The 24,471-nt window shown below is 71.8% G+C and carries 20 protein-coding genes; 11 read left to right on the top strand and 9 right to left on the bottom strand.

Annotated elements, in window-relative coordinates; all coding sequences use genetic code 11:
• Positions 1-13: 13 nt before the first annotated feature.
• Positions 14-136 (bottom strand): FxSxx-COOH cyclophane-containing RiPP peptide, encoded by a 123-nt coding sequence (fxsA, locus tag ACWDS7_RS21740; RefSeq protein WP_399965671.1) that lies wholly within the window; start codon positions 134-136, stop codon positions 14-16.
• A 313-nt stretch (positions 137-449) separates the two neighbouring features.
• Between fxsA and fxsT the strand changes: the two genes are divergently transcribed.
• Positions 450-2,987: an FxSxx-COOH system tetratricopeptide repeat protein gene (fxsT, locus tag ACWDS7_RS21735; RefSeq protein ID WP_451930732.1), complete on the top strand. Its 2,538-nt coding sequence runs from the start codon at positions 450-452 to the stop codon at positions 2,985-2,987.
• Here fxsT and ACWDS7_RS21730 read toward each other — a convergent pair.
• The 4 genes from ACWDS7_RS21730 to ACWDS7_RS21715 all read right to left on the bottom strand — a co-directional run bounded on the left by ACWDS7_RS21730 (position 2,984) and on the right by ACWDS7_RS21715 (position 7,021).
• Positions 2,984-4,288, bottom strand: a complete 1,305-nt coding sequence (locus ACWDS7_RS21730) for an HEXXH motif domain-containing protein (RefSeq protein ID WP_451930731.1) — start codon at positions 4,286-4,288, stop codon at positions 2,984-2,986. The genes fxsT and ACWDS7_RS21730 overlap by 4 nt on opposite strands.
• A complete protein-coding gene (locus ACWDS7_RS21725; protein ID WP_451930730.1) occupies positions 4,285-5,484 on the bottom strand; it encodes an FxsB family cyclophane-forming radical SAM/SPASM peptide maturase in 1,200 nt (399 codons plus the stop codon). Before ACWDS7_RS21725 ends, ACWDS7_RS21730 begins: the two co-directional genes overlap by 4 nt.
• A 209-nt stretch (positions 5,485-5,693) precedes the next feature.
• Positions 5,694-6,557 (bottom strand): NAD(+)/NADH kinase, encoded by an 864-nt coding sequence (locus ACWDS7_RS21720; protein ID WP_306867205.1) that lies wholly within the window; start codon positions 6,555-6,557, stop codon positions 5,694-5,696.
• A 65-nt stretch (positions 6,558-6,622) separates the two neighbouring features.
• Positions 6,623-7,021, bottom strand: coding sequence for a hypothetical protein (locus ACWDS7_RS21715; RefSeq protein ID WP_451930729.1), 399 nt, complete (start codon positions 7,019-7,021; stop codon positions 6,623-6,625).
• Positions 7,022-7,405: 384 nt separating this feature from the next.
• On the opposite strand from ACWDS7_RS21715, the gene ACWDS7_RS21710 reads away from it, so the two are divergent.
• From ACWDS7_RS21710 to ACWDS7_RS21700, 3 genes are all read left to right on the top strand, one after another.
• On the top strand, positions 7,406-7,678 hold the full coding sequence (locus tag ACWDS7_RS21710) for a GlsB/YeaQ/YmgE family stress response membrane protein (RefSeq protein WP_306867210.1): 273 nt from the start codon (positions 7,406-7,408) through the stop codon (positions 7,676-7,678).
• A 462-nt stretch (positions 7,679-8,140) separates the two neighbouring features.
• Positions 8,141-9,538: a family 2B encapsulin nanocompartment shell protein gene (locus ACWDS7_RS21705; RefSeq protein ID WP_451930728.1), complete on the top strand. Its 1,398-nt coding sequence runs from the start codon at positions 8,141-8,143 to the stop codon at positions 9,536-9,538.
• Between the two features lie 150 nt (positions 9,539-9,688).
• Positions 9,689-10,729, top strand: coding sequence for a family 2 encapsulin nanocompartment cargo protein polyprenyl transferase (locus ACWDS7_RS21700; RefSeq protein ID WP_451930727.1), 1,041 nt, complete (start codon positions 9,689-9,691; stop codon positions 10,727-10,729).
• 134 nt (positions 10,730-10,863) lie between these two features.
• Here the strand turns inward: ACWDS7_RS21700 and ACWDS7_RS21695 are convergent, their stop codons facing one another.
• The 4 genes from ACWDS7_RS21695 to ACWDS7_RS21680 form a co-directional block, all read right to left on the bottom strand.
• Positions 10,864-12,015 (bottom strand): acyl-CoA dehydrogenase family protein, encoded by a 1,152-nt coding sequence (locus ACWDS7_RS21695; protein ID WP_451930726.1) that lies wholly within the window; start codon positions 12,013-12,015, stop codon positions 10,864-10,866.
• Positions 12,016-12,087: 72 nt separating this feature from the next.
• A complete protein-coding gene (locus ACWDS7_RS21690; protein WP_451930725.1) occupies positions 12,088-13,005 on the bottom strand; it encodes a TIGR03619 family F420-dependent LLM class oxidoreductase in 918 nt (305 codons plus the stop codon).
• The gene (locus ACWDS7_RS21685; protein WP_451930724.1) at positions 13,005-13,811 is read right to left on the bottom strand and encodes an SAM-dependent methyltransferase; all 807 of its coding nucleotides are present in this window, start codon (positions 13,809-13,811) and stop codon (positions 13,005-13,007) included. Before ACWDS7_RS21685 ends, ACWDS7_RS21690 begins: the two co-directional genes overlap by 1 nt.
• Positions 13,812-13,976: 165 nt before the next feature.
• The gene (locus tag ACWDS7_RS21680; RefSeq protein WP_451930723.1) at positions 13,977-14,705 is read right to left on the bottom strand and encodes a hypothetical protein; all 729 of its coding nucleotides are present in this window, start codon (positions 14,703-14,705) and stop codon (positions 13,977-13,979) included.
• Positions 14,706-14,945: 240 nt separating this feature from the next.
• On the opposite strand from ACWDS7_RS21680, the gene ACWDS7_RS21675 reads away from it, so the two are divergent.
• The 7 genes from ACWDS7_RS21675 to ACWDS7_RS21645 all read left to right on the top strand — a co-directional run bounded on the left by ACWDS7_RS21675 (position 14,946) and on the right by ACWDS7_RS21645 (position 24,288).
• Positions 14,946-16,583 (top strand): ABC-F family ATP-binding cassette domain-containing protein, encoded by a 1,638-nt coding sequence (locus tag ACWDS7_RS21675; protein ID WP_451930722.1) that lies wholly within the window; start codon positions 14,946-14,948, stop codon positions 16,581-16,583.
• 105 nt (positions 16,584-16,688) lie between these two features.
• Entirely contained in the window at positions 16,689-17,669 is a 981-nt protein-coding gene (locus ACWDS7_RS21670; protein WP_306867234.1) for a LacI family DNA-binding transcriptional regulator, read from the top strand.
• Between the two features lie 781 nt (positions 17,670-18,450).
• Positions 18,451-19,494 (top strand): NADP-dependent oxidoreductase, encoded by a 1,044-nt coding sequence (locus ACWDS7_RS21665; RefSeq protein WP_451930721.1) that lies wholly within the window; start codon positions 18,451-18,453, stop codon positions 19,492-19,494.
• A 71-nt stretch (positions 19,495-19,565) separates the two neighbouring features.
• On the top strand, positions 19,566-20,300 hold the full coding sequence (gene ppgK, locus ACWDS7_RS21660) for a polyphosphate--glucose phosphotransferase (RefSeq protein ID WP_451930720.1): 735 nt from the start codon (positions 19,566-19,568) through the stop codon (positions 20,298-20,300).
• Positions 20,301-20,420: 120 nt separating this feature from the next.
• Positions 20,421-21,074, top strand: coding sequence for a hypothetical protein (locus ACWDS7_RS21655; RefSeq protein WP_451930719.1), 654 nt, complete (start codon positions 20,421-20,423; stop codon positions 21,072-21,074).
• Positions 21,067-21,753, top strand: a complete 687-nt coding sequence (locus ACWDS7_RS21650; RefSeq protein ID WP_451930718.1) for a class F sortase — start codon at positions 21,067-21,069, stop codon at positions 21,751-21,753. Before ACWDS7_RS21655 ends, ACWDS7_RS21650 begins: the two co-directional genes overlap by 8 nt.
• A 231-nt stretch (positions 21,754-21,984) precedes the next feature.
• The gene (locus tag ACWDS7_RS21645) at positions 21,985-24,288 is read left to right on the top strand and encodes a glycoside hydrolase family 6 protein (protein ID WP_451930717.1); all 2,304 of its coding nucleotides are present in this window, start codon (positions 21,985-21,987) and stop codon (positions 24,286-24,288) included.
• Positions 24,289-24,471: the final 183 nt, after the last annotated feature.

The raw sequence follows: 24,471 nt of genomic DNA, 5'->3' as shown, positions 1-24,471 counted from the left end.
TCGTCAAGTCCCGCTAGATTGACGATGTGAATCCGGCGACCGGGCCGGTGTCCTCCTCGCTAAGCAACCGGCGCAGTGCGAGCGCGAGACTGGACTCACCGACTTGGTCGAGGTCACTCAGCCTTATGTCGGTCACATCGATGAGGTCTGTGCCGAAATCTGTAGCTTGCTCACCCACCTGGGCTCCCTGGCTCCTCAAACATCTTGACGCCTACATCCTTCCATGTTATGAAGTCAACTTCGACCGTAGGCTAGACGGGGATGTTTGTAGCTATAAGGGAGTTTTGCTACCTGCGACTGCAGGGACTGGAGCTCCTTTTTGTATTTCGTTGTCACGAAAGTGTTCCAAGTTAAGCGAGCCGAATAGAAAGTTCTGTCCAACTGGCTTATAAACATTCAGTTAACCCAGCGCTAGCATGAGCGCAGAATCAGTCAGTGGAGGCGATCGCGTGTCTGTCGCGCACTCTTCCGGGGCGTCACGGGCGCCGGGACGGTCACCGGACGTATGGGGCAAGGTCCCGCAGCGGAACAAGAACTTCACCGGCAGAGACGATCTGCTCGAACAGCTGCGCAAGGGAGTCACCGCCGAGGTCACCGCGGTGGTCCCGCACGCCCTCCACGGACTGGGCGGCGTCGGCAAGACCCAGGTCGCCATCGAGTACGCCTACCGCTACAGATCCGCCTACGACCTCGTCTGGTGGGTCCCCGCCGACCAGCCCGTGCTGGTCCGCTCCTCCCTCGCCGGGCTCGCCCCCTATCTCGGCCTGCCCTCGGCGGCGACCACCGGCATCGAAGACGCGGCCACGGCGGTGCTCGACGCGCTGCGCCGCGGCGAGCCGTACGACAAGTGGCTGCTGATATTCGACAACGCCGACCAGCCCGAGGACCTCAACGAGATCGTGCCCCGGGGCCCGGGACACGTCCTGATCACCTCCCGCAACCACCGGTGGCAGGGCGTCGTCGACACCGTCGCCATCGACGTGTTCGGCCGCGAGGAGAGCATCGAGTTCCTGAGCAAGCGGGTGTCCAAGGCGATGAGCCGCCAGGAGGCGGACCGGCTGGCCGAGGAGCTCGGAGACCTGCCGCTGGCGCTGGAGCAGGCGGGCGCGCTCCAGGCCGAGACCGGCATGTCCGTCGACGAATACCTGCGGCTGCTCCACGAGCAGACGGCGCTGCTGCTGGCCGAGAGCAAGCCGTCCGACTATCCGGTGTCGATGACCGCCGCCTGGTCGCTGTCGGTGTCGCAGCTCATCTCCAAGATGCCCGAGGCGGTCGAGCTCCTGCGCTGCTGCGCCTTCTTCGGCCCCGAGCCCATACCCCGCGACGTGTTCGCGCCGCTGTCGGAGCAGGCCGAGGCCGAGTCCCGGCTCGGCGCGCTGCTGGGGAACCCCATCCTCGTCAGCCGGGCCATCCGTGAGCTCGGCCGCTACGCGCTGGTCCGTCTCGACTCCGTCAGCCGCACCATCCAGGTCCACCGGCTGGTCCAGGCCCTCCTGCGCGACGAGCTCAGCGAGCGCGACAGCACGAGCTTCCGGCACGAGGTGCACCTGCTGCTGGCCGCCGCCGCGCCCGAGGAGCCCGACGACAACACCGCCTGGCCCCGCTACTCCGAGCTGCTCGGTCACGTGACGCCCGCCCGCGTCGCCCAGAGCCGGGAGCCGCAGGTCCGCCGCTTCGTCCTCGACGTGGTGCGCTACCTCTACTCCTCCGGAGACTTCAGGTCGGCGCGGGTGCTCGTCGAGGGCCTCCTCGCCCAGTGGCGGGAAGACTCCAGCGACGACGACGAATACGTGCTCTCGGCCCAGCGGCACCTCGGCATCGTCGTGCGCGAGCTCGGCGAGTACCAGGCCGCCTACGACCTCAACCGGGTGACGCTCGCCCGCATGCTGGAGGTGCTGGGCCCGGAGCACGCCGAGACGCTGCTGCTCACCAACAGCTACGGCGCCGACATCCGGGCGCGCGGCGAGTTCTCCGCCGCCCTGGAGCACGACAAGGAGTCCCTGCGCCAGCACGAGGCGGTGTTCGGGCCCGACCACCGGCGGACGCTGCGCGCGATGAACAACCTGAGCATCGACTATCTCCTGCTCGGCGACTACACCGCGACCCGCCAGCTGCTCGAGCGGACCTACATGGTGCAGAGCAGGGCCGGCTCCGGCTCCAGCAAGCAGAACATCCTCGCCTTCCGCAACGGCCTCGCCCGGGTGGTGCGGCTGAGCGGCGAATACTTCGAGGCCTGCGACCTGGGCGAGGACGCCCTGGAGTACGGCCTGCAGGAGCTCGGCGCCGACCATCCCTGGACGCTGCGCACCGCCAAGGACCTGTCCATCGCCAAGCGCCGGGCCGGAGCGATCGACGAGGCGCTGGAGCTGGCGGAGAGCACCTTCGAGCGGCAGGAGCGCATCTTCGGCCGGGACCACCCCGACACCCTCGCGGCGGCCCTGTGCCTGGCCAACGCGCTGCGGGCCGGCGGGCGCACCGGCGAGGCCCTCGACCTCCTCCGTGACACCTCCACCCGCTACCCGGCGATGTACGGCGAGGACCACCCCTTCAACTACGGGTGCGCCACCAACCTCGCGCTGCTGCTACGGGTCCACGGAGACGCCGAGCAGGCCCGGCAGCTCGACGAGATATCGCTGGAAGGGCTCAACCGGACGCTCGGCGTGGACCACCACTACTCGCTGACCTGCGCCATCAATCTCGCCAGCGACCTCGCGGTCCTCGGCGAGAGCGCCGCCGCGCTCGTCATGAGCCAGGACACCCTCGTCCGGCTGCGCGAGGTCCTCGGCGTCGACCACCCGCTGACCCTGGCCTGCGCCACCAACCTGGTCCAGGACCTGCGGGCGGAGCGGAGGGACGACGAGGCGGACGTCCTGTGGGCCGACACCTTCGAGCGCTACCACCGGGTGCTGGGGCAGAACCACCCCGACGTCATCGTGGCGGCCCGCAACGACCGCCTCGACTTCGACTTCGACCCGCCGGCGATCTAGCCGTTGCGCTCGACCCACCGGTCGTGATGGCGCCGGCCCGCCTCGCGGGCCAGCGCCAGGGCCTCGGCCGGGACGGGCTCGGCCGCGCACCCGTCCAGCCGGGCGACCATGCCGGCCAGGAAGATCTCTCCCGCCGCGGTCAGCCGCCCGCTGCCCTCCAGCGTCCCGCAGACCATGCGCGCCGCCTCGCGCCACTGCGCGAACTCGGCGCTCGCCAGGACGGCGGCCTTGCCGCTCTCGTGCGCGCGCTGGCGCCGCCAGAACTCGGTGACGCCGAGGTAGGCGTAGGCCCCCTGGAGCAGCCCGCCCAGCGGCCGGGGGTCGTCGCGCCAGGGCGCGTAGTGCCGGGAGCCGTCGTCGGGCAGCAGCATCGTGACGACGTCGAGCAGGGCCGACAGCTTGGCGTGCTGGATCTCGTGGGCGAGCGTCACCGCGAGCGAGCATCCGTCCAGCGGCTCCGACAGCGCCACGCAGCCGAAGGTCTCGCGGGAGGACGCGCTCGACTGCCCCCCGCTCTCGGGGGCCATCGGCGCGAACACGGAGGCCACCGTGGCGGTCTCGTCGGCTACCGTCGTATGGTGCCGGACGAGCAGCTCCCAGGCCGAGTCCAGGGCGGACTGCCAGTACGACACCTGCGTCGGGCCGAGCCGGCCGCTCAGGTCGGCCGAGCCCGGCATGCGGTAGGGGTCGAGGTCGTCGATCAGCACCCGCAGGCGCCTGCCGCCGGACTCCGACTCCAGCGCCCGCAGGGGCAGCCACCCGGGCGTCTCGGCGCCGGACGGGGAGATCTCGATCCGGAAGCCCTCCGCCGTGACCTCCGCCCCGCCCCCGGCGCACCGGACCGTCGCGGCGGCGGCGCCGCCGGGCAGGAGGACCTGCCCCACCGAGGGGAGAGTGAGGACCGCGTCCGTCACGGGCACCTCGACCGTGCAGGCCGTACCGGCCCGCAGCGCGGCGGCGGCGGCCAGCGCCCCGAGCTGTCCGGGCACGGCCGGGCCGCCGGACTCCGACAGCCTTCTGACGGTGTGCCGGGCCCACGCCCCGACCGACGGGTAGCGCAGCACCGCGTCCACGGCCTCCGGATGCCCGGCCTGGAGGGCCGTGAGGATGTCGTAGCCGCGGCGCGCGGCGTCCGCCTGGGGATGCCCGGCCGCCCGCGCCGTGTCCACGACCCCGCGCACGAGCAGCACGTGCTTGCTGTACTGGGTGGCCGCGAGCAGGCGCGCCGCGGCCGCGCCCCCCGCGCCCGCCGACAGCTCGGAGAAGGTGTCCGCCGGAATCCGGTGCTCGCGGAGGTTCATCGGGATCCTTTCAGCGTGGACACATCAGTTGCGACGGCTCGCCTGATGTGGGTGATGAGGCGCAGGAGGTCGGGACTGTAGACCGAGGGGTTGGCGAAGCCGCTGCCGGCGCGGTAGCGGTGGGCGTAGAGGCCGCCGCCGCACACGCGGGCCACCGGACAGGCCGCGCACTGCGGCGCCAGGGCCAGCTCGCCGATCTGGCGCGCGGCGACGGAGGGGAGCGTCAGCGCCGCGTCGAAGGGGTCACGGGTGACGTGCAGCCCGGTGGAGGCCGCGCCGTCGTAGGCGGATTTGAGGATGTCGGACTGCTCGATCCCGCCGTCGGTCTCGACGACCACCGTCCCCACCGGGGAGAGCCCCACCTGCTCGTTGGCGGAGGCTCCGCCCAGCAGCAGGTGCATGATCTCGCCGAAGAGCCGGACCCGGGTCTGCGGGCGGGGAGATCCGTACCACCGGTCGAAGACGGCGATCAGCCAGTCGGCGTACGGAGTGGCGTCCGAGCCCGGCACGCGGCCGGGCGGGGGAGCGGACCAGTTGCCGTGGGGGAGGAGGAAGTCCACGGCCGGCGGATCGAAAGCGACAAGCGCCTCATAGGTCGCGATCGGGTCGTTGCGCAGGTCGACGGCGCACAGCAGCCCGGCGAACAGGTGTCGGAAGGGGGCGGAGGAGAGGCGGCCCAGGGCGGCGGCGACCGCCGCGTGGCTGCCCTCGCCGTTGGGGCGCCGCCTGCTCCTGTCGTGCATCTGCGCGTCGCCGTCGAGGCTGACCCCGACCCGAACGTCCAGCTCGTCGAAGAGCCGGAGGTAGGCGGTGTCGAGCAGAGTCGCGTTGGTCTGGAGGCTGACGTCGACGCGGCTGCCGGGGCCGACCGCGGAACGGATCGAGGAGACCGCCTCCCGGATCGGCTCCCGGCCGGCGAGCAGCGGCTCGCCGCCGTGCAGGATCACCTCGACCGAGGGCAGCGCGTGCGCGTGGACGTGCTCGGCGACCCGGGCGGCGACCGCGGCCACGATCTCCGGGGACATCTGGCGGGGACGCGAGCGCCAGCTCTGGTCCGCCATCTCGTACATGTAGCAGTAGTCGCACGCGAGGTCGCACCGGCTGTGGATCTTGAGGATGAACTGCCGGAACGGGGTGGGGCGCCAGCCACCCGCCATCAGCTCCGTCACGTCGAGGGTGGACGGCCATTCGGGCACAGACGAGCCTCCACGCTGAGACCGGATGTGTAACCCGCCGTGACGGGAGAGATCAGCATAGCGAAGCCCTCCCGGCGTTCCCGGTATTTCACCGATGCCGCTCCCCGGCCCCGTCCGGCGGCGGTGTGGCCGGTCCGGGTGGCGCGACGGGCCTGCGGCGGTGTGGCCGGTCCGGGCGGGACGGCCGGCCTGGACGGGACGGTTGGCCGCTAGTCGACCTCGGCGCTGCCGTTCACGCGGAGCTTGCGCCGGGCGCGCTCGTAGAAGCTCGTGGTGCCCAGCCGCACGACCCAGGCGAAGGCGCGGATCGCGGTGACGGTGACCTGGTCGCCGGGCGACAGGTGGGCGCCGATCGCCCCGTCCACCTCCATCGCCAGCCGGCCGCTGGTCGGGAGGACCTCCAGGTCGACCCGCTCGTCGGCGGAGAGCACCAGGGCCCGGTTGAACGCCGAATGGGCCGCCGCGGGCACGACCAGGAACCCCTCGACCGTCGGGGAGACGATCGGGCCGCCCGCGGAGAAGCTGTAGGCGGTCGACCCCGTGGGGGTCGCGACGATGACGGCGTCGGCCGCGTAGCGGACGAAGGGGTGCCTCTCCACCGTGATCGCCACCGCCGACAGTCCGTCGCCGGGGGTGCGCACCAGGGCGATGTCGTTGAAGGCGGTCACCGTCTCGCCCGAGGGCAGGGTGACCCGCACCGCCATACGGGGCTCGACGGTGTAGTGGTGGTTGTCGATGGCCGACAGCGCGGAGGACAGTTCGTCGACGTCGATCTCGGCGAGGAAGCCCAGCTTGCCGAGGTTCACGCCGAGGATGGGGGTGGGCCGCCCGGCGATGAGCCGCATGGTGCGCAGCATGGTGCCGTCGCCCCCCAGACTGACGAGCAGGTCGGCACGGTCCACCAGGGTCTCGACGTCGACCGGCACCGCGCTGCAGTCGATGCGCCCGACCTCGTCGGGCAGGCCGTACACGGTCACGCCGTGCAGGCGGGCCCACTCCACGATCGTGTCGATGGCCACCTTGGAGTCACGTTGCGGGTGCAGCACCAGCCCCACCGTTTCGACCATCCCCATGCCGCCACTGTACGGCGCGCCGCCGGGTGCCGGTCCCCCCGCCCGGACCGTACCGGCGGCCGGTCTCAGCTCTGGCGTTCCGCCTTCATCCGCGCCTCGTAGATATGGCGGCGGCCGCCGGCCAGCTCGTCCCTGATCCGCTTCTCCAGCCCGGCGAAGAAGCGGTAGTAGCCGTCGTCGTACTCCTCCATGATCTGGAAGGTCCACCGGTCGGGCAGCACGTTGCGGCCGATCAGCTCGTCGGCCACGACGTCGGCCAGGTCGCTGTGGCCCGCGGCGCGCAGCAGCTCCACGGCCCGGTCGAGCTGCAGGTCGGCATGGCCGGTGAGCTGGTGGAAGGAGTAGAGGTGGCCGCGGGCCCGCTCCGTCGTCTCCAGTGCCTCGGAGAGCCTGCCCAGCGCTTCGGCGGTCGTGTCGTCGATGTCGGGAGCCGAGCGTTCGGCCGTCCGTCCGTCAATGGTCACATGCCCTCCTCAGAACGGCCCCCGCCGATCCGGGCAGGGGCACGGCCCCGGCGGTCGCGGGCCGGACAGGCCCGCCCGGCCCGCGACCACCGGGACCGGACTCGGTCACCGCCGCCTTTCCGGTCTCCAAGCTGCGGAAACCTCTGTCTACCCACGCTGGGGGCAGCGAATCGCCGGAGCCGGGCGCGGCCGCGGCGACCGGCGGCCACGGCCCGCCCGCGCGGGAGCCCGCGGAGTTCTCCATCGTGCTGACCGGCCGTGCGACACCACGGCCCGCCCGCGCGGGGCCCGGGGGAACACCCCGGCCGTCGCGATCGTTCTTCTAAGTGTCACTCCCCTCTCCGCGGGCACATGTCCGGCAGCCGAGCACTGGGAGCGTGGATCATGACAGTCACCGGCATCATCACCGCCATCGTCATCGGAGCGATCATCGGCGCCCTGGGCCGTCTGGTCGTGCCGGGACGGCAGAGCATCCCGATCTGGCTCACCGTCGTGATCGGCATCATCGCGGCCCTCATCGGCACCGCGATCGCCGGCGCGCTGGGGGTGGGCGTCACGCGGGGAATCGACTGGATCGAGCTGGCCATCCAGGTCGTCCTGGCCGCCGTGGGCGTCTTCCTGGCGGCCAGCATGTACAGCAGACGCGGGCTCCGCTAGCCGTGTCGACCGCGGGTGTCGTCGACGGCAGAGCCTGATCGACAGCGGAGACCTCCGTACGCGCCGAAGGAGCCTGGGCTCCACACCGCGTACGGAGGTCTCCGCGTTTCCGCGTCCGGCCGGGCGGGGCCGGTCCGGGCCGGAGAAGAAGACGGATCGCCGGGAAGGCCGCAGACGGGCATGGCCTCCGCAGCAGCCGACAAAACTCAGTTATTAACTCCTATTCTGTCATTTCATGGTAATAGCGATATTCGCTTTTTACTGAATTATTTTTAATGCTTGACAGGCCATTTAATTGAACTCCAAAATTGGTCCTGTTCGCGATGACGGTCCGTGTCCGGATTCCGTTCCAGGAGTGGGAAAACCTGCGGATCCGGCGACGGTTGATCCGGCGAATTCCCATTTTCCGATTCAAACCTTCAGTTCCTCCCTTTCGACACGAGTGCAGACAGGTGGTGGGTTGTGACGGAGATCGATGCCGGCAGGGCGCAGTTGAGTCTGGGGACGGCCGCGGCGCGCAATCTCGCGACGACGACCAAGACAGTGCCGCAGATGCAGGAGATCTCCTCGCGGTGGCTGCTCCGGGTGCTGCCGTGGGTGCAGGTGTCGGGCGGCACCTACCGGGTGAACCGGCGGCTGAGCTACACCGTCGGCGACGGCCGGGTCAGCTTCACCACCACCGGATCGCAGGTGAGGGTCGTCCCGGCCGAGCTGTGCGAGCTGCCGACGCTGCGTCACTTCGACGACTCCGATGTCCTGGAGGCGCTGGGGGAGCGGTTCACGCAGCGGGAGTTCGCGGCCGGGGAGGTGCTGGTGCAGGCGGGCCGGCCGGCCGACGAGGTGGTGCTCATCGCCCACGGCAAGCTCAACAAGGTCGGCACCGGCCCCTACGGCGACCAGGTCGTCCTGGGGGTGCTGGCCGGAGGCGACCACTTCGGCGACGAGACGCTGGCGGCCTCGCAGGGAGACTCGCAGGGGGAGTGGGAGTTCACCGTCCAGGCGATCACCGCGGGGACCGCGATGGTCCTGCCCCGGCAGGCGTTCCGTGAGCTGGTCGACCAGTCCGAAACGCTCCAGGCCCACCTGCGCCAGGTCCAGGCCGCTCCCAAGGGGCCACAGAACAAGTACGGCGAGGCCGCCATCGAGACGGTGGCGGGCCATGTGGGGGAGCCCGACCTGCCGGGCACGTTCGTCGACTACGAGCTCGCGCCCCGGGAGTACGAGCTGAGCGTCGCGCAGACCGTGCTGCGGGTCCACAGCCGGGTGGCCGACCTCTACAACGACCCGATGGACCAGATCGAGCAGCAGCTCCGGCTGACGATCGAGGCGCTGCGGGAGCGGCAGGAGCACGAGCTGATCAACAACCGTGAGTTCGGGCTGCTGCACAACGCCGACCTCAAGCAGCGGATCCACACGCGGACCGGGCCGCCCACCCCCGACGACCTCGACGAGCTGATCAGCCGCCGGAGGAACACGCAGTTCATCCTCGCCCACCCCTACGCCATCGCCGCCTTCGGCCGGGAGTGCAACCGCCGCGGGCTCTACCCGCTCGGCATCGACGTCGGCGGCGGCACCGTGCCCGCCTGGCGCGGTATCCCGATCTTCTCCTGCAACAAGATCCCCATCTCCGGCACCCGCACCACGTCGATCCTCGCCATGCGGACCGGGGAGGACAACCAGGGCGTCGTCGGCCTGCACCAGACCGGCATCCCGGACGAATACCAGCCGAGCCTGTCGGTCCGGTTCATGGGCATCAGCGAGAAGGCGATCATCTCCTACCTGGTCAGCGCCTACTACTCCGCCGCCGTCCTGGTCCCCGACGCCCTCGGCATTCTCGAAGACGTCGAGCTCGGCCACTGAGGACGGGCACCCGCGGCTCTCCGGACCCCCGGTCCGGGCCCGGCCGCCGCACATGATCTTTCGGTGGGGGCCGGGGCGCCGTCCTGTCCCCCTCGCGCCCGGCGCCCTCACCGGCGCCGGGCCCGGCCACAGAGCGAGGAGACGGGGAACATGACCGCGGTTGAGGTTACGGCCGGGGGGCGATCGGCGCGCGAGGTGCTGGCCTGGAGCCGCGAGCTGGTCGAGTCCGCCCTGCGGCCGGCGGTCGACACGCTGCCCCCATCGATGCGGCGCATCGCCGGCTACCACTTCGGGTGGTGGGACGAGCATGGCGGGCAGACCGTGGCGGACGGCGGCAAGGCCATCCGTCCCGCGCTGGTGCTGCTGGCGGCCGAGGCCGTGGGGGGAGGCGCCGCCGCGGCGCTGCCCGCCGCGGCCGCCGTCGAGCTGGCGCACAACTTCTCCCTCCTGCACGACGACGTGATGGACGGTGACCGGACCCGCCGCCACCGTCCCACGGCCTGGACCGTCTTCGGCGTCAGCCCGGCGATCCTGGCCGGTGACGCCCTGCTGACACTGGCCTTCGACGTGCTCGCCGCGGGCGGGCACCCGGCGGCCCCGCAGGCGACGCGGATCTTCGGCGCCGCGGTCCAGGAGCTGCTGGAGGGCCAGCACGCCGACGTCGCCTTCGAACGGCGCCAGAACGTCGAGCTCGCCGAGTGCCTGAGCATGGCGGCCGGCAAGACGGGCGCCCTGCTGGGGTGTGCCTGCGCGCTCGGCGCGCTGCTCGGCGGGGGGAGCCTGGAACAGATCGAGCACCTGCACGCCTTCGGCAGGGACCTGGGGCTGGCGTTCCAGCTCGTCGACGACCTCCTGGGCATCTGGGGGGATCCGGCGGCGACCGGCAAGCCGGTCTACTCCGACCTGCGCAGCCGTAAGAAGTCCCTGCCGGTCGTGGCCGCGCTCGCCTCCGCGACGCCGGCCGGACGGGAGCTGGCCCTGCTCTATCACGGAGAGCGCCCCCTGTCCGATGCCGACCTGGTCCGCGCCGCCGAGCTCATCGACGCCGTCGGCGGACGTGCCTGGAGCCAGTCGCAGGCCGACGAGCTGCTGACCCGGGCGCTGCGCCGGCTGCGGTCGGCCGGGTCGGTGCCGGGACCGGTCGCCGAGCTGAGCGCGCTGGCCCGGCTCGTCACCCACCGCGATCACTGATCGGCCTGGCGCGCGGCCGGGGCCGGGGCCAGGCGCCCTCCGGAGGGGAGGGCGTCGCGGGATCCAGGTCGAGTGTCCTCCGGAGGGGAGGGCGTCGCGGGATCCAGGCCGGGTGCTCCCCGGAGGGGAGGGCGTCAGACGAAGGCGCCCACGCCGGTGATCGCACGGCCCACGATCAGACTGTTGATCTCACGGGTGCCCTCGTAGGAGTAGATGGCCTCGGAGTCGGCCACGAACCGGCCCATGCCGTAGTCGAGCACGATCCCGTTGCCGCCCATGATCTCCCGGCCCCAGCCCACCGCCTCGCGCATCCGCACGGTGCAGAACGCCTTGGCCATGGCCGAGTGCTCGTCCTTGTAGACGCCCGCGTCCTGGAGCTGGGCCAGCCGCACCACCATGCCCAGCGAGCAGGTGACGTTGCCGAGCATCCGCACCAGCAGGTCCTGCACGAGCTGGAAGCCCGCGATCGGCCGGCCGAACTGCTCACGCGTCCTGGAATACTCCAGCGCCAGCTCGTAGGCGCCCATCATGCAGCCCACCGCCTGCCAGGCGACCCCGCCCCGGGTCTGCCGCAGGATCGTCGCGGTGTCGCGGAAGCCGCCGGCGTTCTGCAGCCGGTTCTCCTCGGGCACCAGGCAGTTCGTCAGCGTGATGTCGGCGTTCTGGACCGTCCGGAGCGCGATCTTGTTCTCGATCGTCGTGGCGGAGAACCCGGGCGTCCCCTTCTCCACCACGAACCCCTTGACCTGGCCGTCGGCCTCGTCCTTGGCCCAGACCACGATCAGGTCGGCGAAGGTGGCGTTGCCGATCCACCGTTTGGCCCCGTTGAGCACCCACACGTCGCCCTCGCGCCGGGCCGTGGTGCGCAGCCCCGCCGCGACGTCGGAGCCGCCGTCGGGCTCGGTCAGGGCGAACGCCCCGATCTTCTCCATCGAGGCCATCGCGGGCAGCCACCGCTCCCGCTGCCCGGCCGAGCCCAGCCGGTCGACGCTCCCCATCGCCAGCCCGTTGTGCACGCCGAAGAACGTCCCCATCGAGGGGTCCACCCGGTTCATCTCCAGCACCACGAACCCGGTCAGCAGGCTCCGCGCCCCCCGGTACGGCAGGCCCGCGATGTCCAGCTTCGCCAGCTCCGGGATGAGGTGATGGGGGAAGCGGGCGTTGGTCCACGCCTCGTCCGCGATGGGCGCGACCTCCCGCGCCATGAACTCCCGCACCCGCAGGACGATCTCCTTCTCGTCCTCCTCCAGCAGCTCGGAGTAGTCGTAGAAGTCACCCGTCGTCATCGTCGCAGTCCCCCTCAGGTCCGTGCGCCGGGCCATCTGCCCAGGGACCCGGGGGTCAACCCGTGACCCGTCTCACAGGCCGGACGACTCGCGGAGGGACTCGGCGAGGTCGAGCAGGTGGAGAGGGTCGGTCGCGGTGTGCTGGAGGTCGAGGAAGATCTCGTGCACACCGGTCCCGGCGAGGGCCCCCAGGTGCTCGGCGAGCTGCTCCAGGGTCCCGCTTCTCGGCGGCGCGGCCCCGGCGGGGGACTCGACGACGATCGGGTTGGCCCGCACGACGACGCGCACCCCGTCCGGGTCGCGCCCGCTCCGCTCGGCCGACTCCCTGACCGTGTCCCACATGCCCATGAGCACCGGCGGGGGCACGGAGGCCGCGAGCCATCCGTCGGCGCGGCGGCCGACGCGGGCCAGCGCCGCGGGTGAGAAGCCGGCGAGGTAGACGGGGGGACGGGGCCGCTGCGTGGGCTTGGGGAGGATGTGGCTCGGCGTGATGTCCCAGCGCGGACCGGTGACGCTCACCGGGTCGTCGCGCCAGACGGCCTCCAGGGCGTCGAGCGTGGCGTCGAACAGCGCGGCGCGGCCCCGCCAGGGCACGCCGGCCGCGGCGTACTCGTCACTGGACCAGCCGAGCCCCAGCCCCACGTCCAGGCGGCCGCCGCTGAGCCGGTCGATGGTGGTCAGCGAGCGGGCCAGCAGCGCCGGGGGGTACCAGTTGGCGTTCAGCGCGCTGGTGCCCAGGCGGACCCGTGAGGTGACGGCGGCCGCGGTCGACAGGACCGCGAACGGGTCGAGGAACGTGCGGTGCGCGGGCGGGATCGTGCCGTCGCCGCCGGGGTAGCGGTCCGCGGGGTCCAGCGGCGTCAGCAGCCGGTCGCCCACCCACAGGCTCGCGAAGCCCCGGGCCTCGGCCTCCCGCGCGACCGTGACGAGCGCCTCCCCGTCGGCGAAGCGGCCGTACTGCGGCAGCGCCAGACCTAGACGGACGGGCATCAGGGCTTCCTTCCCACGCCGCACATGATCAGCGCCTGCGAGGGGTCGTCGTGGGGCGGCTGCCCGTCCGGCCGCCATTCGGGCAGCCAGACGAGCCCCGGATCCATCAGCTCGAACCCGTCGAACAGGTTGAGGATCTCCTGGCGGGAGCGGAGGACGAGCGGCGAGTTGGCGCGCTCGTAGACCTTGGTGCCCCTGTCCACGGCCTCGGCCCGGGACTCGCGGGTGCCGTGGGAGAGGACCAGATAGCTGCCGGGCGGCATGGCGTCGCGTAGCGTGGCCACGATGCGCCGGGGGTCGTCGGACTCGGTGATGAAGTGCATGATCGCCACGAGCAGCACGGCGACGGGCTTGGAGAAGTCGAGGTGGTCCTGGATCTCCGGGGACTTGAGGATCTCCTCCGGCTGGCGCAGGTCACCCGAGGTGACCATGACCTCGTCCCGGGTGCCGCGCAGGAGGGCTCTGGCGTGCACGAGGACGATCGGGTCGTTGTCGACGTAGGCGACGCGCGCGTCCGGTGTCACCCGGTGCGCCACCTCGTGGACGTTGCCCCGGGTGGGCAGCCCGGTGCCGATGTCCAGGAACTGCTCGATCCCCGCCTCCGCCAGGGACCTGACGGCCCGGCCGAGGAAGGCGCGGTTCTCCCGGGCGGCCATGCGCAGCTCCGGGGCGATCGAGAGGATCTCCTCGGCGGCGGCGCGGTCGGCCGCGAAGTTGTCCTTGCCGCCGAGGTAGTAGTCGTACAGCCTGGCGACGCTTGGAGTGTTGACGTCGATCCCCCGCCGTGTCCACTCTTCTTCCGCCATGTTCGCCCCTCGCCTGAACAGTCGTGAAGATCCTTATCCTGAGCGTAATGCCCCATCTGCGGGGATCGGATAGGTTTTTCGGATAAGAACGGCGGAAGCCCAGGTCGCCCTGGGCTTCCGCGTCATCGAGGAGCGCCCGTCTCGGCGGGCGCGGTCCGTGAGGGACTACCGGTACCAGACCCGTACCCGGTCGGACCGGCTGGTGCTGTCGCCGAGGTCGTCGGTCCCGTCGAAGACGGCGCGGTAGTCACCGCTCTTGGAGGCGCGGGCCTTGGCGCGGAACCCGCCCCGCCAGCCGGTGTCGGCGGTGGTGACCCACTTCCAGGCACTGGAGCCGCGGGGCCGGAAGTAGATCGTCACCTCTTCGTCCTCGACGCCCCGCCAGTGGCCGTCGGCGTCGGACTGGAGGCGGCCGGTGAAGTAGACCCAGCGGCCCTTGCGGACCGCGCCCGGGTCGGCGGAGAAGCCGGACAGACGGGTGTCGGCCTTGTCCTGCTCGTGCTTGACGGAGAAGTTGACCTGGTCGGTGACCTTCTTGCCGTCCTTGTCATAGGCGTCGGCGATCGCGAGCCAGCGGCCCTCGAAGTCGTTCTCGTCGAAGCTCGTGCTGAAGCGCCACAGGTCACCCTCCTGGATGATCTTGGGCTCGCGCACGTCCAGAGTGCGGAACTGGTCGGAGACCGGCTTGAGACGGAGCTCGACGCGGGTCGCCTCGGTGGTGCGGACCTCGATCGTGACCCTCGTGTCGGCGCCGTTCTTCACGACGACCGGGTTGGGGTTCACACTGTCGACGCGCACGCTGAGGGCGGTGCGCTCGGCGGAGGCCGTACCGGCCGACAGCAGCAGTGAGCCGCCCGCGACCACGGACAGCAGGCCGACGGCGATTCGTTTCATCAAGACGTTTCCCTCTCCCCGTTGTGAGAAGCGGCCGGGACGATCGCTTCCACCCTTATAAGACGGGGTTGGCACGGCAAATGTTGGCTGAAGTCTTGAAAAAGTCCAGATAAAGTTTCCGTAAGATAACGTTTCCCGGTAAAACCGCAGGTCGCGCCGGTGTCGGAGGGCCGGCCCGCGGCCCGGGCGCGCGGACCCGGCGGCCCGGGAGCGGTCACGGCGGCGGATACGGTTTCCCTCATGAGTGCCACCATCGTCGCCAAGGACCTCGCCGCGGGACACGGCGACCGCGCGCTGTTCTCCGGTCTGGATCTGGTCGTCGCCCCCGGCGAGGTGATCGGCCTGGTCGGGGTGAACGGGGCCGGCAAGTCCACGCTGATGCGGATCCTGGCCGGCCTGCTGCCCCCGGAGCACGGCGCCGTACGGCTCAGCCCGCCCTCGGCGGCGGTGGGTTACCTGCCCCAGGAGCGGGAGCGCCGGGCGGACGAGACGCTCGCGGCCTTCCTGGGCCGGCGGACCGGGGTCTCCGCCGCCCAGCGCGCGCTCGACGCCGCGACCGAGGCGCTGGTGGAAGGGCGCCCCGGGGCCGACGACGACTACGCCGCCGGCCTGGAGAGATGGCTGGCCCTGGGCGGGGCCGATCTGGAGGAGCGCGCCGAGGAGGTCGTCGCCGAGCTCGGCTTGGCGGTGGACCTGGACCGGCCGATGACGGCGCTCTCCGGCGGCCAGGCCGCCCGCGCCGGGATGGCCTCCCTGCTGCTCAGCCGCTATGACGTCTTCCTGCTGGACGAACCCACCAACGACCTCGACCTGGACGGCCTGGAGCGGCTCGAACGCTTCGTCGCCGGGCTGCGGGCCGGGACGGTGCTGGTCAGCCATGACCGCGAGTTCCTGGCCAGGACGGTCGACCGGGTCGTCGAGCTCGACCTCGCCCAGCAGCGGATCGGGATCTACGGCGGCGGCTACGAGGCTTACCTCGCCGAGCGGGAGGTCGCCCGGCAGCACGCCCGCGACCAGTACGAGGAGTACGCCGGCACCGTCGCGGCGCTCAAGCAGCGGGCCGGGATGCAGCGCGCCTGGATGGAGAAGGGCGTCAAGAACGCGCGGCGCAAGGCGCCCGACAATGACAAGATCGGCCGGAGCTTCCGGACGGAGACGACCGAGAAGCAGGCCGCCAAGGCCCGCCAGACCGAGCGGATGATCGAGCGGCTGGAGGAGGTCGAGGAGCCCCGCAAGGAGTGGGAGCTCCGGATGGAGATCGCCGTGGCCCCCCGGGCCGGGGCGGTCGTCGCGACGCTGCGCGGCGCCGTGGTCCGGCGCGGCGCCTTCACCCTCGGCCCGGTCGACCTGCAGATCGGCTGGGCCGAGCGGGTGGCGGTCACCGGCGCCAACGGCTCGGGCAAGTCCACGCTCCTGGCCGCGCTGCTGGACCGCGTCCCGCTGGAGGAGGGGAACGCCTCCCTCGGCCCCGGCGTGGTCGTCGGCGAGGTGGACCAGGCCCGCGGGCTGTTCCTCGGCGGCGAGTCGCTGCTGGACGCCTTCGGCGCGGCCGCGCCGGACATGCCCCCCGCCGACGTGCGCACGCTGCTGGCCAAGTTCGGGCTGCGCGCGGCGCACGTGCTGCGCCCGGCCGCCACGCTCTCCCCCGGAGAGCGGACCCGGGCCGCCCTCGCGCTGCTCCAGGCCCGGGGGGTGAACCTCCTCGTCCTCGACGAGCCGACCAACCACCTGGACCTGGCCGCCATCGAGCAACTGGAGTCCGCGCTCGCCTCCTACCCCGGCACCCTCCTGCTGGTCACCCACGACCGGCGGATGCTGGAGGCCGTGCACACCACCCGCCACATCCACCTCGACGCCGGCCGGATCGCGGAGCTCTAGACAGGCGCCGCGGCAGGCCGCGCGGGGCCGGGGGACCCAGAGAAATATGCGATAATTTTCGCAAATAACCGCAAATATTTGCGCTTAATGTCGTATGGTTTCGCCATGACGCGACGGCTTGCAGAGGTGGCCAAGAAGGTCGGCATGAGCGAGGCGACGGTGAGTCGCGTGCTCAACGGGAAACCCGGAGTGTCGGAGGCGACCCGGGAAGCCGTGCTCACGGCGCTCGACGTGCTCGGTTACGAGCGGCCGACGCAGTTGCGCGGCGACCGGGCGAGGCTGGTGGGGCTCGTCCTGCCGGAGCTGCAGAACCCGATCTTCCCGGCCTTCGCCGAGGTGGTCGGGGGAGCGCTGGCCCAGCAGGGTTTCACCTCGGTGCTGTGCACCAGGACGCTGGGTGGGGTCTCCGAGGCGGAGTACGTCGACCTGCTCCTGCAGCAGCAGGTGTCCGGCGTGGTGTTCGCCGGCGGGCTGTTCGCCCAGGCCGACGCCTCCCACAGCCACTACGAGCTGCTGCTGGAGCGCAGGTTGCCGACGGTGCTGGTCAACGCCGCGGTCGAGCATCTCGCCTTCCCCCAGGTCTCCTGTGACGACGTGGCGGCCGCCGAGATGGCGCTCGGCCACCTGCGCTCGCTCGGGCACGAGCGGATCGGCATGGTGCTCGGGCCGCCGGACCACGTCCCCTCGCGGCGCAAGCTGGCGGCGGCCGGTCTGCCCCCGGAGGCCGTCGAGCACACCATGTTCTCCCTTGAGGGCGGGCACGCGGCGGCGACCCGGCTGATCCGGCGGGGCGTGACCGGCGTCATCTGCGCCAGCGACGTCATGGCGCTGGGCGCGATCCGGGCGGCGCGCCGGGCGGGGCTGTCGGTCCCCGGCGACATCTCGGTGATCGGCTACGACGACTCCGCCCTGATGAACTGCACCGACCCGCCGCTGACCACGCTGCGCCAGCCGATCGACGCGATGGGCCGCGCGGTCGTCGACCTCCTCGCCGCCCAGATCGACAAGGCCCTGGTTCCGGCCGACGAACTGCTCTTCGAGCCCGAGCTGGTGGTCAGGGCCTCCACGGGGCCGGTCAAGCGCTGAGCCGGGCTCCGGTGCGTCCGGGCCGCGTGCCGTCCACCCGTGGGTGATCCCACGGGCCCCGGTCGTCGTCTTGCGGGCATGCATACCGGTGTTACGGATATCTGTCGTAAACACGTGGCCGTGGCGTCCTGCGGTCGCCTGCGCGCCGGCCAGGTCCTCAGGGGCGAGGCGATCGCCCAAGGGCCGCCGATCTCACGTGCCGCGGCCGGCCCCGTCCAACGCGGCCGGCCCCGCTCGATGCGGCCAGATCCGCCCAATGCGGTCAGGTCCGCTGATACGGCCAGATCCGCACAACGGAGAGTGCGGCCTGCCCGGCATCGCCGCGCTGCCCGGCGACGGAGCCGAGCCCGGCCGGGATCAGCGCCACGCCGTAGGGCCCACGCCGTAGGAACCCTGGCCGTAAGGGGTCCACGCCGTAGGAACCCTGGCCGTGGAGAACGGCCCACCGTGGTCCGTCGCCGGCAGGCGGTCCCCGCCGAGCGAGCCGCGTAGCCGCCGCATCGGCGCAGCTGGGTGGCGCCGGACCGGCCGGTCCGTGCCCGGCTGTGCGTCGCCCCCAGCCGGCCCCCAGCGGACCCCCAGCGGATCGTGCGCGCCCGTCGGCACAGTTGAGCCTGACGGGGTCGAGGACGGGCCGCGCTCCGCGGGAGTGCGCCCGGCCGGTGGGCGTACGCCCTCCACGGCACCCGTGGACCGGCTCTCACGGAGCGCCGGTGGATCAGTACGGCCTTTCACACCCGGCTCACATCCGACGCACGTCTGACAGAAAGCGGCGATCGCCATGCCCTCCACCATCACCACCGTCACGTCCGACAAGACGATCATCGGCCGGGAGATCCGGCTCGCCTCCCGTCCGGCCGGTGAGCCGAGCCCGGAGGACTTCGAGCTGGTCCAGGCCGAGGTGCCGCAGCCCGGCGAGGGCCAGATCCTGGTCCGCAACACCTGGATGTCCGTCGACCCGTACATGCGGGGCCGGATGGACGACGCAGAGTCCTACATCCCGCCGTTCCAGCTCGGCGCCGTGCTGGAGGGCAGCGCCGTCGGAGAGGTCATCGCCTCCCGGTCAGAGGCCGTTCCGGTCGGTGCGACGGTCTCGCACTTCCTGGGCTGGCGCGAGTACGCCGTCCTGGACGCCTCCGCCGCGACCGTCGTCGACACCGCGGCCGTCCCCGCCCAGGCATACCTGGGCGTGCTGGGCACGACGGGCCTGACCGCCTACGCCGCCCTCACCCGGGTGGCCCCCGTACGGCAGGGCGACGTGGTCTTCGTCTCCGCCGCGGCCGGCGCGGTCGGCAGCGTCGCCGGGCAGCTCGCCCGCACGTTCGGCGCCGCCAAGGTGATCGGCTCGGCCGGCGGGCCGCGCAAGGCCAGGAAACTGGTGGAGGACTTCGGCTTCGACGCCGCGATCGACCACCAGGCCGGTCCGCTCGCCGCCCAGCTCGCCCAGGCCGCCCCCGAGGGCATCGACGTCTATCTCGACAACGTCGGCGGCGACCATCTGGAGGCCGCCATCGCCGCGGCGCGGCCCGGGGGCCGGATCGCCCTGGTCGGCGCGGTCAGCGGCTACAACGCCACCGAGCCGCTCCCCGGGCCGGTGAACCTCTTCCAGGCGGCCTACAAGGAGCTCACCATGCGGGGCCTGCTGATCAACTCCTACTTCCCCCTCTTCCCCGAATACATCGAACGGGCCACCGGCTGGCTCGCCGACGGCACGCTGCGGGCCGAAGAGACCGTGATCGAGGGCATCGACCAGGCGCCCGCCGCCTTCCTGGGCGTGCTGCGCGGCGCCAACGTCGGCAAGATGCTCGTCCGCCTCGGCGGCTGACGGCCGCCGCACCCCGCGGGAGCATCAGCGCCCTGTCCCGGGGAAGGAGCCCGGAACAGGAGGTGGATGTCATGGAAGCGCTGGGAATCGACATCGGCGGATCGGGGATCAAGGGTGCGCCGGTGGACATCGCCAAAGGCGAGCTGACGCAGGATCGCCTGCGGATCCCGACCCCCGTCCCCGCCACTCCCAAGGCGGTCGCCGCGGTGGTCGGGCAGATCGCCGAGCACTTCTCCTGGAAAGGGCCGGTCGGGGTGACCTTTCCGGGAGTCGTGACCGACGGGGTCACGAGGTCGGCCGCCAACGTGGACCAGTCATGGATCGGCGAGGACGCGCGGGCGCTGTTCGCCAAGGCGACGGGCCTGCCCGTGACGGTGCTCAACGACGCCGACGCGGCGGGCACGGCCGAGATGGAGGTCGGCGCGGGCCGGGGCAAGGGCGGGGTGGTGCTGATGCTGACCTTCGGCACCGGGATCGGCAGCGCCCTGTTCGTCGACGGGCATCTGGTGCCCAACACCGAGCTGGGGCATCTGGAGATCAGGGGCAAGGACGCCGAGAAACGGGCCTCCGACCACGCGCGCGAGGAGCACGACCTGAGCTGGAACCAGTGGGCCGGGCGGGTCGAGGAGTATCTGCGGCACGTCGAGGCGCTGTTCTCCCCGTCACTGATCATCATCGGCGGCGGGGTCAGCAAGAAGTCGGAGAAGTTCCTGCCCAAGGTGGAGGTGCGCACCCCGCTCGTGCCGGCCACCCTGCAGAACGAGGCCGGGATCGTGGGGGCCGCCATGGCCGCCGCGGCGGCGTAGGGCCCGCCGGCGCGGCCGGGAAGGCCGTTCAGATTTTGATCTTCTTTTGCCGGACACGCTCTCCGACCTGGGTAGGTAGCGCTACGTCAGCAAGATCGAGATCTGCTGGGGGTGGGGAGCGTGATGCAGTCGACGGGGGTTCTTGCCCGCTGGGCCGGGGCGGCCGGGGCGGTGGCCCTCCTGGCCGCGGGGGCGGCGTGGCCGGCCGCGACGACAGGGGACGACCGGGAGGTGAGGCTCTCGCCGTACCGGGTGCGGCCGGGGCAGGACATCGAGATCGCGGTGCCGGGATGCGGCGGCCCCGTCCTCGCCCACTCGGCGGCCTTCCAGGACGAGGTGAGGTTCGGCGACCGGGGCTTCCAGGATGACGAGGGGTTCGGGGAGGACGAGGGGTTCGGGGGCGAGGGGTTCGGGGACGAGGGGTTCGGGGAGGACGGGCCCGGCGGGTTCGGGGACGGGTCCGGCGGCGGCCCGCCGGCGGTCGGCTGGGCGCAGGTGGACTACGACGCGCCCAGAGGCGCCTACTCCGTGGAGGTGGACTGCGAGGGCACCGATGACACCGTCTACGGGGAGCTCTACGTGGTCGACGGCTTCGGCCCGGACACCGGGGGCGGCGGCCTCGCGCTCGCCGGGAGGACGGCGCACGGGGCGGTGGCGGCCCGGGAGACGACAGCGGACCCCGCACTCGGCTGGGGAGCCGGGGCGGCCGCCGTACTCGCCGGGGCCGGTGGACTGATCCTGGTGAGGAGACGCCGGGCGGCGGGGCGTGGCTGATCTCCGGACGGTGACGGCCTCGGCGGCCGTCGCCGTCCTCCTGCTCACGGGCTGCCTGCCCAGGACGGGTGAGGAGGCGGACCCCGCGCTGGTCCGCGCCCTGCCGGTGACCGCCCCCGCGGTGCCGCGGCCGGGCGCCGCCGCGCACGCCGTAGCGGGGCGGGGCGGATGGCCCCAGACGCTGCCGGGGCTTCCGGGCGAGTCGGATCCGGTGGCGCTCGTGGTGCCGCGGGCGAAGGTGAACGCCCCCGTCGCCCCGATCGACTCCGGAGCCGACGGCACTCTGGAGCCGCCGCCCCTGTGGCGGGCCGACCTCGTCGGCTGGGACCGGCTGGGGCCGACGCCTGGTGAACCGGGCTCCGCGGTCGTCGTCGGCCATCTCGACACCAAGACCGGGCCCGCCGTGTTCGCCGGGCTGTCCCAGGTGCGCGAGGGGGACGCGGTGGTGGTGACCCGCCAGGACAGGACCGCGGTGGTCTTCCGGGTGTCGGCCGTCGAGCGGGTCCGCAAGAGCGCCTTCCCGGTGGGGAAGGTCTACCGGGCGCCGCCGCGTCCGGCGATCAGGCTGGTGACCTGCGGCGGAACCTACGACTCCGAGCGGCACTCCTACGACGACAACCTGATCGTCTACGGCGGCCTCGCGGGCTGGTACCGCCTGTCGGACCTGCCCCGCGCCTGACCGCCGGGAGGTCCTGGCGGCGCCGCCGGACGCGGGGGCGGCCGTGACCACGCGGCACGGGAGCGGCCGCGGGGCGGTTTTGAAACTTTCATCGGGCTGGAGCGGCGTTCGGTGAGGTCAGGGGCGGGGGCGGTCCCGGCGGAAGCCTCCCGGCGGGCAACGCGCTGTACACACGCGTGAAACATCCGGACTATGGGAGCGCTCCCACTCTCGTCCTGGAGATGATTACGAATGACAGCTCATCCGCGCCGCCGAGCCTGGCGCAACCGGGCGGTGACCACGGCGGCCCTGCTCGTCGCCGCCACCGGTCTCGCCGCCGGGCAGGCCGGCACGGCGCACGCCGCAGTCTCGTGCGACGTCGCCTACAGCACCAACGAATGGCAGGGCGGTTTCACCGCCAACGTCAGCATCAAGAACCTCGGTGACGCGCTCACCGGCTGGACCCTCGGCTTCGCCTTCCCCGGCACCCAGCAGCTCCAGCAGGGCTGGTCGGCGACCTGGAGCCAGAGCGGCAACCAGGTCACCGCCAAGAACCTGGACTGGAACGGCAACCTCGCCACCGGCGCGTCGACCAGCATCGGCTTCAACGGGTCGTGGAGCGGGAGCAACCCCAAGCCCACCTCCTTCACGGTCAACGGCGTCACCTGCGGCGGGCAGCCGCCGGTGAACCAGGCCCCGACGGTCAGCCTGACCAGCCCGGCGAGCGGCGCCTCCATCCCGGCGGGCTCCGCCGTACCGCTCGCCGCGACGGCGAGCGACGACGGCGCGGTCAGCAAGGTGGAGTTCTACGTCGACGGCGCCCTGGTCGGCACCGACACCTCCGCCCCCTACAGCTACTCCGCGACGGGCGTGGCGGCGGGCGGCCACACCGCCAAGGCGAAGGCCTACGACAACGGCACCCCGGTCCTGTCCAAGGAGAGCGCCGAGGTCCCCTTCACCGTGGGCTCCGACGGGGGCACCGCGTCGATCATCGCCTCCGCGACCTCGGTCAGCGTCCCCGAGGGCGGCTCCAGGACCATCGGCTTCCGGCTCAGCAAGGCGCCCGCCGGCAACGTCACGGTCAACCTGACCAAGACCGGCGACGCCGACCTGACCATCGCGCCCTCCACGCTCACCTTCACCTCCGCCGACTGGAACACGGCGCAGAACGTGACCGTCTCGGCCGCCCAGGACGCCGACCAGACCGACGGCACCGCCACCGTCGCGGCCGCCGCCACCGGGCACACCGGCGTCTCCGTCACCGCGACCGAGTCCGACGACGATGTCGTCACGCAGCCCGGTGAGCACGTGGAGAACCCGTACGCCGGGGCCACCGGCTACGTCAACCCCGACTGGTCGGCCAAGGCCGCCGCCGAGCCGGGCGGCGACGCGGTGGCCGGCATCTCGACCGGCGTCTGGCTGGACCGCATCGCCGCCATCGAGGGCAGCGCCTCGGCCAAGGGCCTCCGCGCCCACCTGGACGAGGCCCTCAAGCAGGACGCGGCCAACGGCAGCAAGCCGCTGACGATCCAGTTCGTCATCTACAACCTGCCCAACCGCGACTGCTCGGCGCTGGCCTCCAACGGTGAGCTGCTCATCGCCCAGAACGGCCTGAACCGCTACAAGACCGAGTACATCGACCCGATCGCGGCGATCATGGGCGAGGCGAAGTACTCCGCGCTCCGGATCTCGACGATCATCGAGATCGACTCGCTGCCCAACCTGATCACCAACCTCAACGTGCCCAAGTGCGCGGAGGCCAAGTCGACCGGCGCCTACGTCGACGGCGTCCGCTACGCCCTGAACAAGCTGCACGCGATCAAGAACGTCTACACCTACATCGACGCCGGCCACCACGGCTGGCTGGGCTGGGACACCAACTTCGGTCCCTCGGCCGACCTGTTCGCGAGCACCGTCTCCGGCACCACGGCCGGCTTCGACAGCGTCGACGGCTTCATCACCAACACCGCCAACTACTCGGCGCTGCGGGAGCCGCACTTCACCATCAACACCACCGTCGGCGGCCAGACGATCCGCCAGTCGCGGTGGGTCGACTGGAACTTCTACGTCGACGAGCTGTCCTACGCCCAGGCGTTCCGGAACCTGCTGGTCCAGAAGGGGTTCAAGCCGGGCCTCGGCATGCTGATCGACACCTCCCGCAACGGGTGGGGCGGCACCGCCCGCCCGGCCGCTCCCAGCACCTCCACCGACCTCAACACCTTCGTCGACCAGTCGCGGGTGGACCGCCGGATCCACGCCGGCAACTGGTGCAACCAGAGCGGCGCCGGCCTCGGCGAGCGCCCGCAGGCCAGCCCCGCCGCCGGTCTGGACGCCTACGTCTGGATCAAGCCGCCGGGCGAGTCCGACGGCTCCAGCAAGCTCATCCCCAACGACGAGGGCAAGGGCTTCGACCGGATGTGCGACCCGACCTACACCGGCAACGAGCGCAACGGCAACAACCTGACCGGTGCGCTGGCGGACGCCCCGATCTCCGGCCAGTGGTTCTCGGCGCAGTTCCGTGAGCTGCTGAGGAACGCCTACCCCGCTCTCCCCTGACCCCTGAGCTGCTGAGGAACGCCTACCCCGCCCTCCCGTAACCCCGACGCGGCCCCCGCTCCGGCGGGGGCGCCCGGTGGTCCCGTGACCGGCGCCGTGCGGCCCCGCCACTCCCCGTGAGCCGAGGTCGTCGGGGAGGCGCCCAGCACCGTGCGGCTCCTGGCCGACTCCAGCGCGACCGGC

The sequence above is a fragment of the Streptosporangium sp. NPDC003464 genome, from assembly GCF_053588315.1.
This window is presented reverse-complemented; position numbering and strand designations above follow the sequence as displayed.

Bases quoted from the DNA above. Each gene is read 5' to 3' on its own strand.
- ACWDS7_RS21645 (WP_451930717.1), top strand. From the start codon at position 21,985: ATGACAGCTCATCCGCGCCGCCGAGCCTGGCGCAACCGGGCGGTGACC.
- ACWDS7_RS21690 (WP_451930725.1), bottom strand. From the start codon at position 13,005: ATGCCCGTCCGTCTAGGTCTGGCGCTGCCGCAGTACGGCCGCTTCGCC.
- ACWDS7_RS21695 (WP_451930726.1), bottom strand. From the start codon at position 12,015: ATGACGACGGGTGACTTCTACGACTACTCCGAGCTGCTGGAGGAGGAC.
- ACWDS7_RS21670 (WP_306867234.1), top strand. From the start codon at position 16,689: ATGACGCGACGGCTTGCAGAGGTGGCCAAGAAGGTCGGCATGAGCGAG.
- ACWDS7_RS21720 (WP_306867205.1), bottom strand. From the start codon at position 6,557: ATGGGGATGGTCGAAACGGTGGGGCTGGTGCTGCACCCGCAACGTGAC.
- ACWDS7_RS21680 (WP_451930723.1), bottom strand. From the start codon at position 14,705: ATGAAACGAATCGCCGTCGGCCTGCTGTCCGTGGTCGCGGGCGGCTCA.
- ACWDS7_RS21665 (WP_451930721.1), top strand. From the start codon at position 18,451: ATGCCCTCCACCATCACCACCGTCACGTCCGACAAGACGATCATCGGC.
- ppgK (WP_451930720.1), top strand. From the start codon at position 19,566: ATGGAAGCGCTGGGAATCGACATCGGCGGATCGGGGATCAAGGGTGCG.
- ACWDS7_RS21675 (WP_451930722.1), top strand. From the start codon at position 14,946: ATGAGTGCCACCATCGTCGCCAAGGACCTCGCCGCGGGACACGGCGAC.
- ACWDS7_RS21700 (WP_451930727.1), top strand. From the start codon at position 9,689: ATGACCGCGGTTGAGGTTACGGCCGGGGGGCGATCGGCGCGCGAGGTG.
- ACWDS7_RS21710 (WP_306867210.1), top strand. From the start codon at position 7,406: ATGACAGTCACCGGCATCATCACCGCCATCGTCATCGGAGCGATCATC.
- ACWDS7_RS21730 (WP_451930731.1), bottom strand. From the start codon at position 4,288: ATGAACCTCCGCGAGCACCGGATTCCGGCGGACACCTTCTCCGAGCTG.
- ACWDS7_RS21685 (WP_451930724.1), bottom strand. From the start codon at position 13,811: ATGGCGGAAGAAGAGTGGACACGGCGGGGGATCGACGTCAACACTCCA.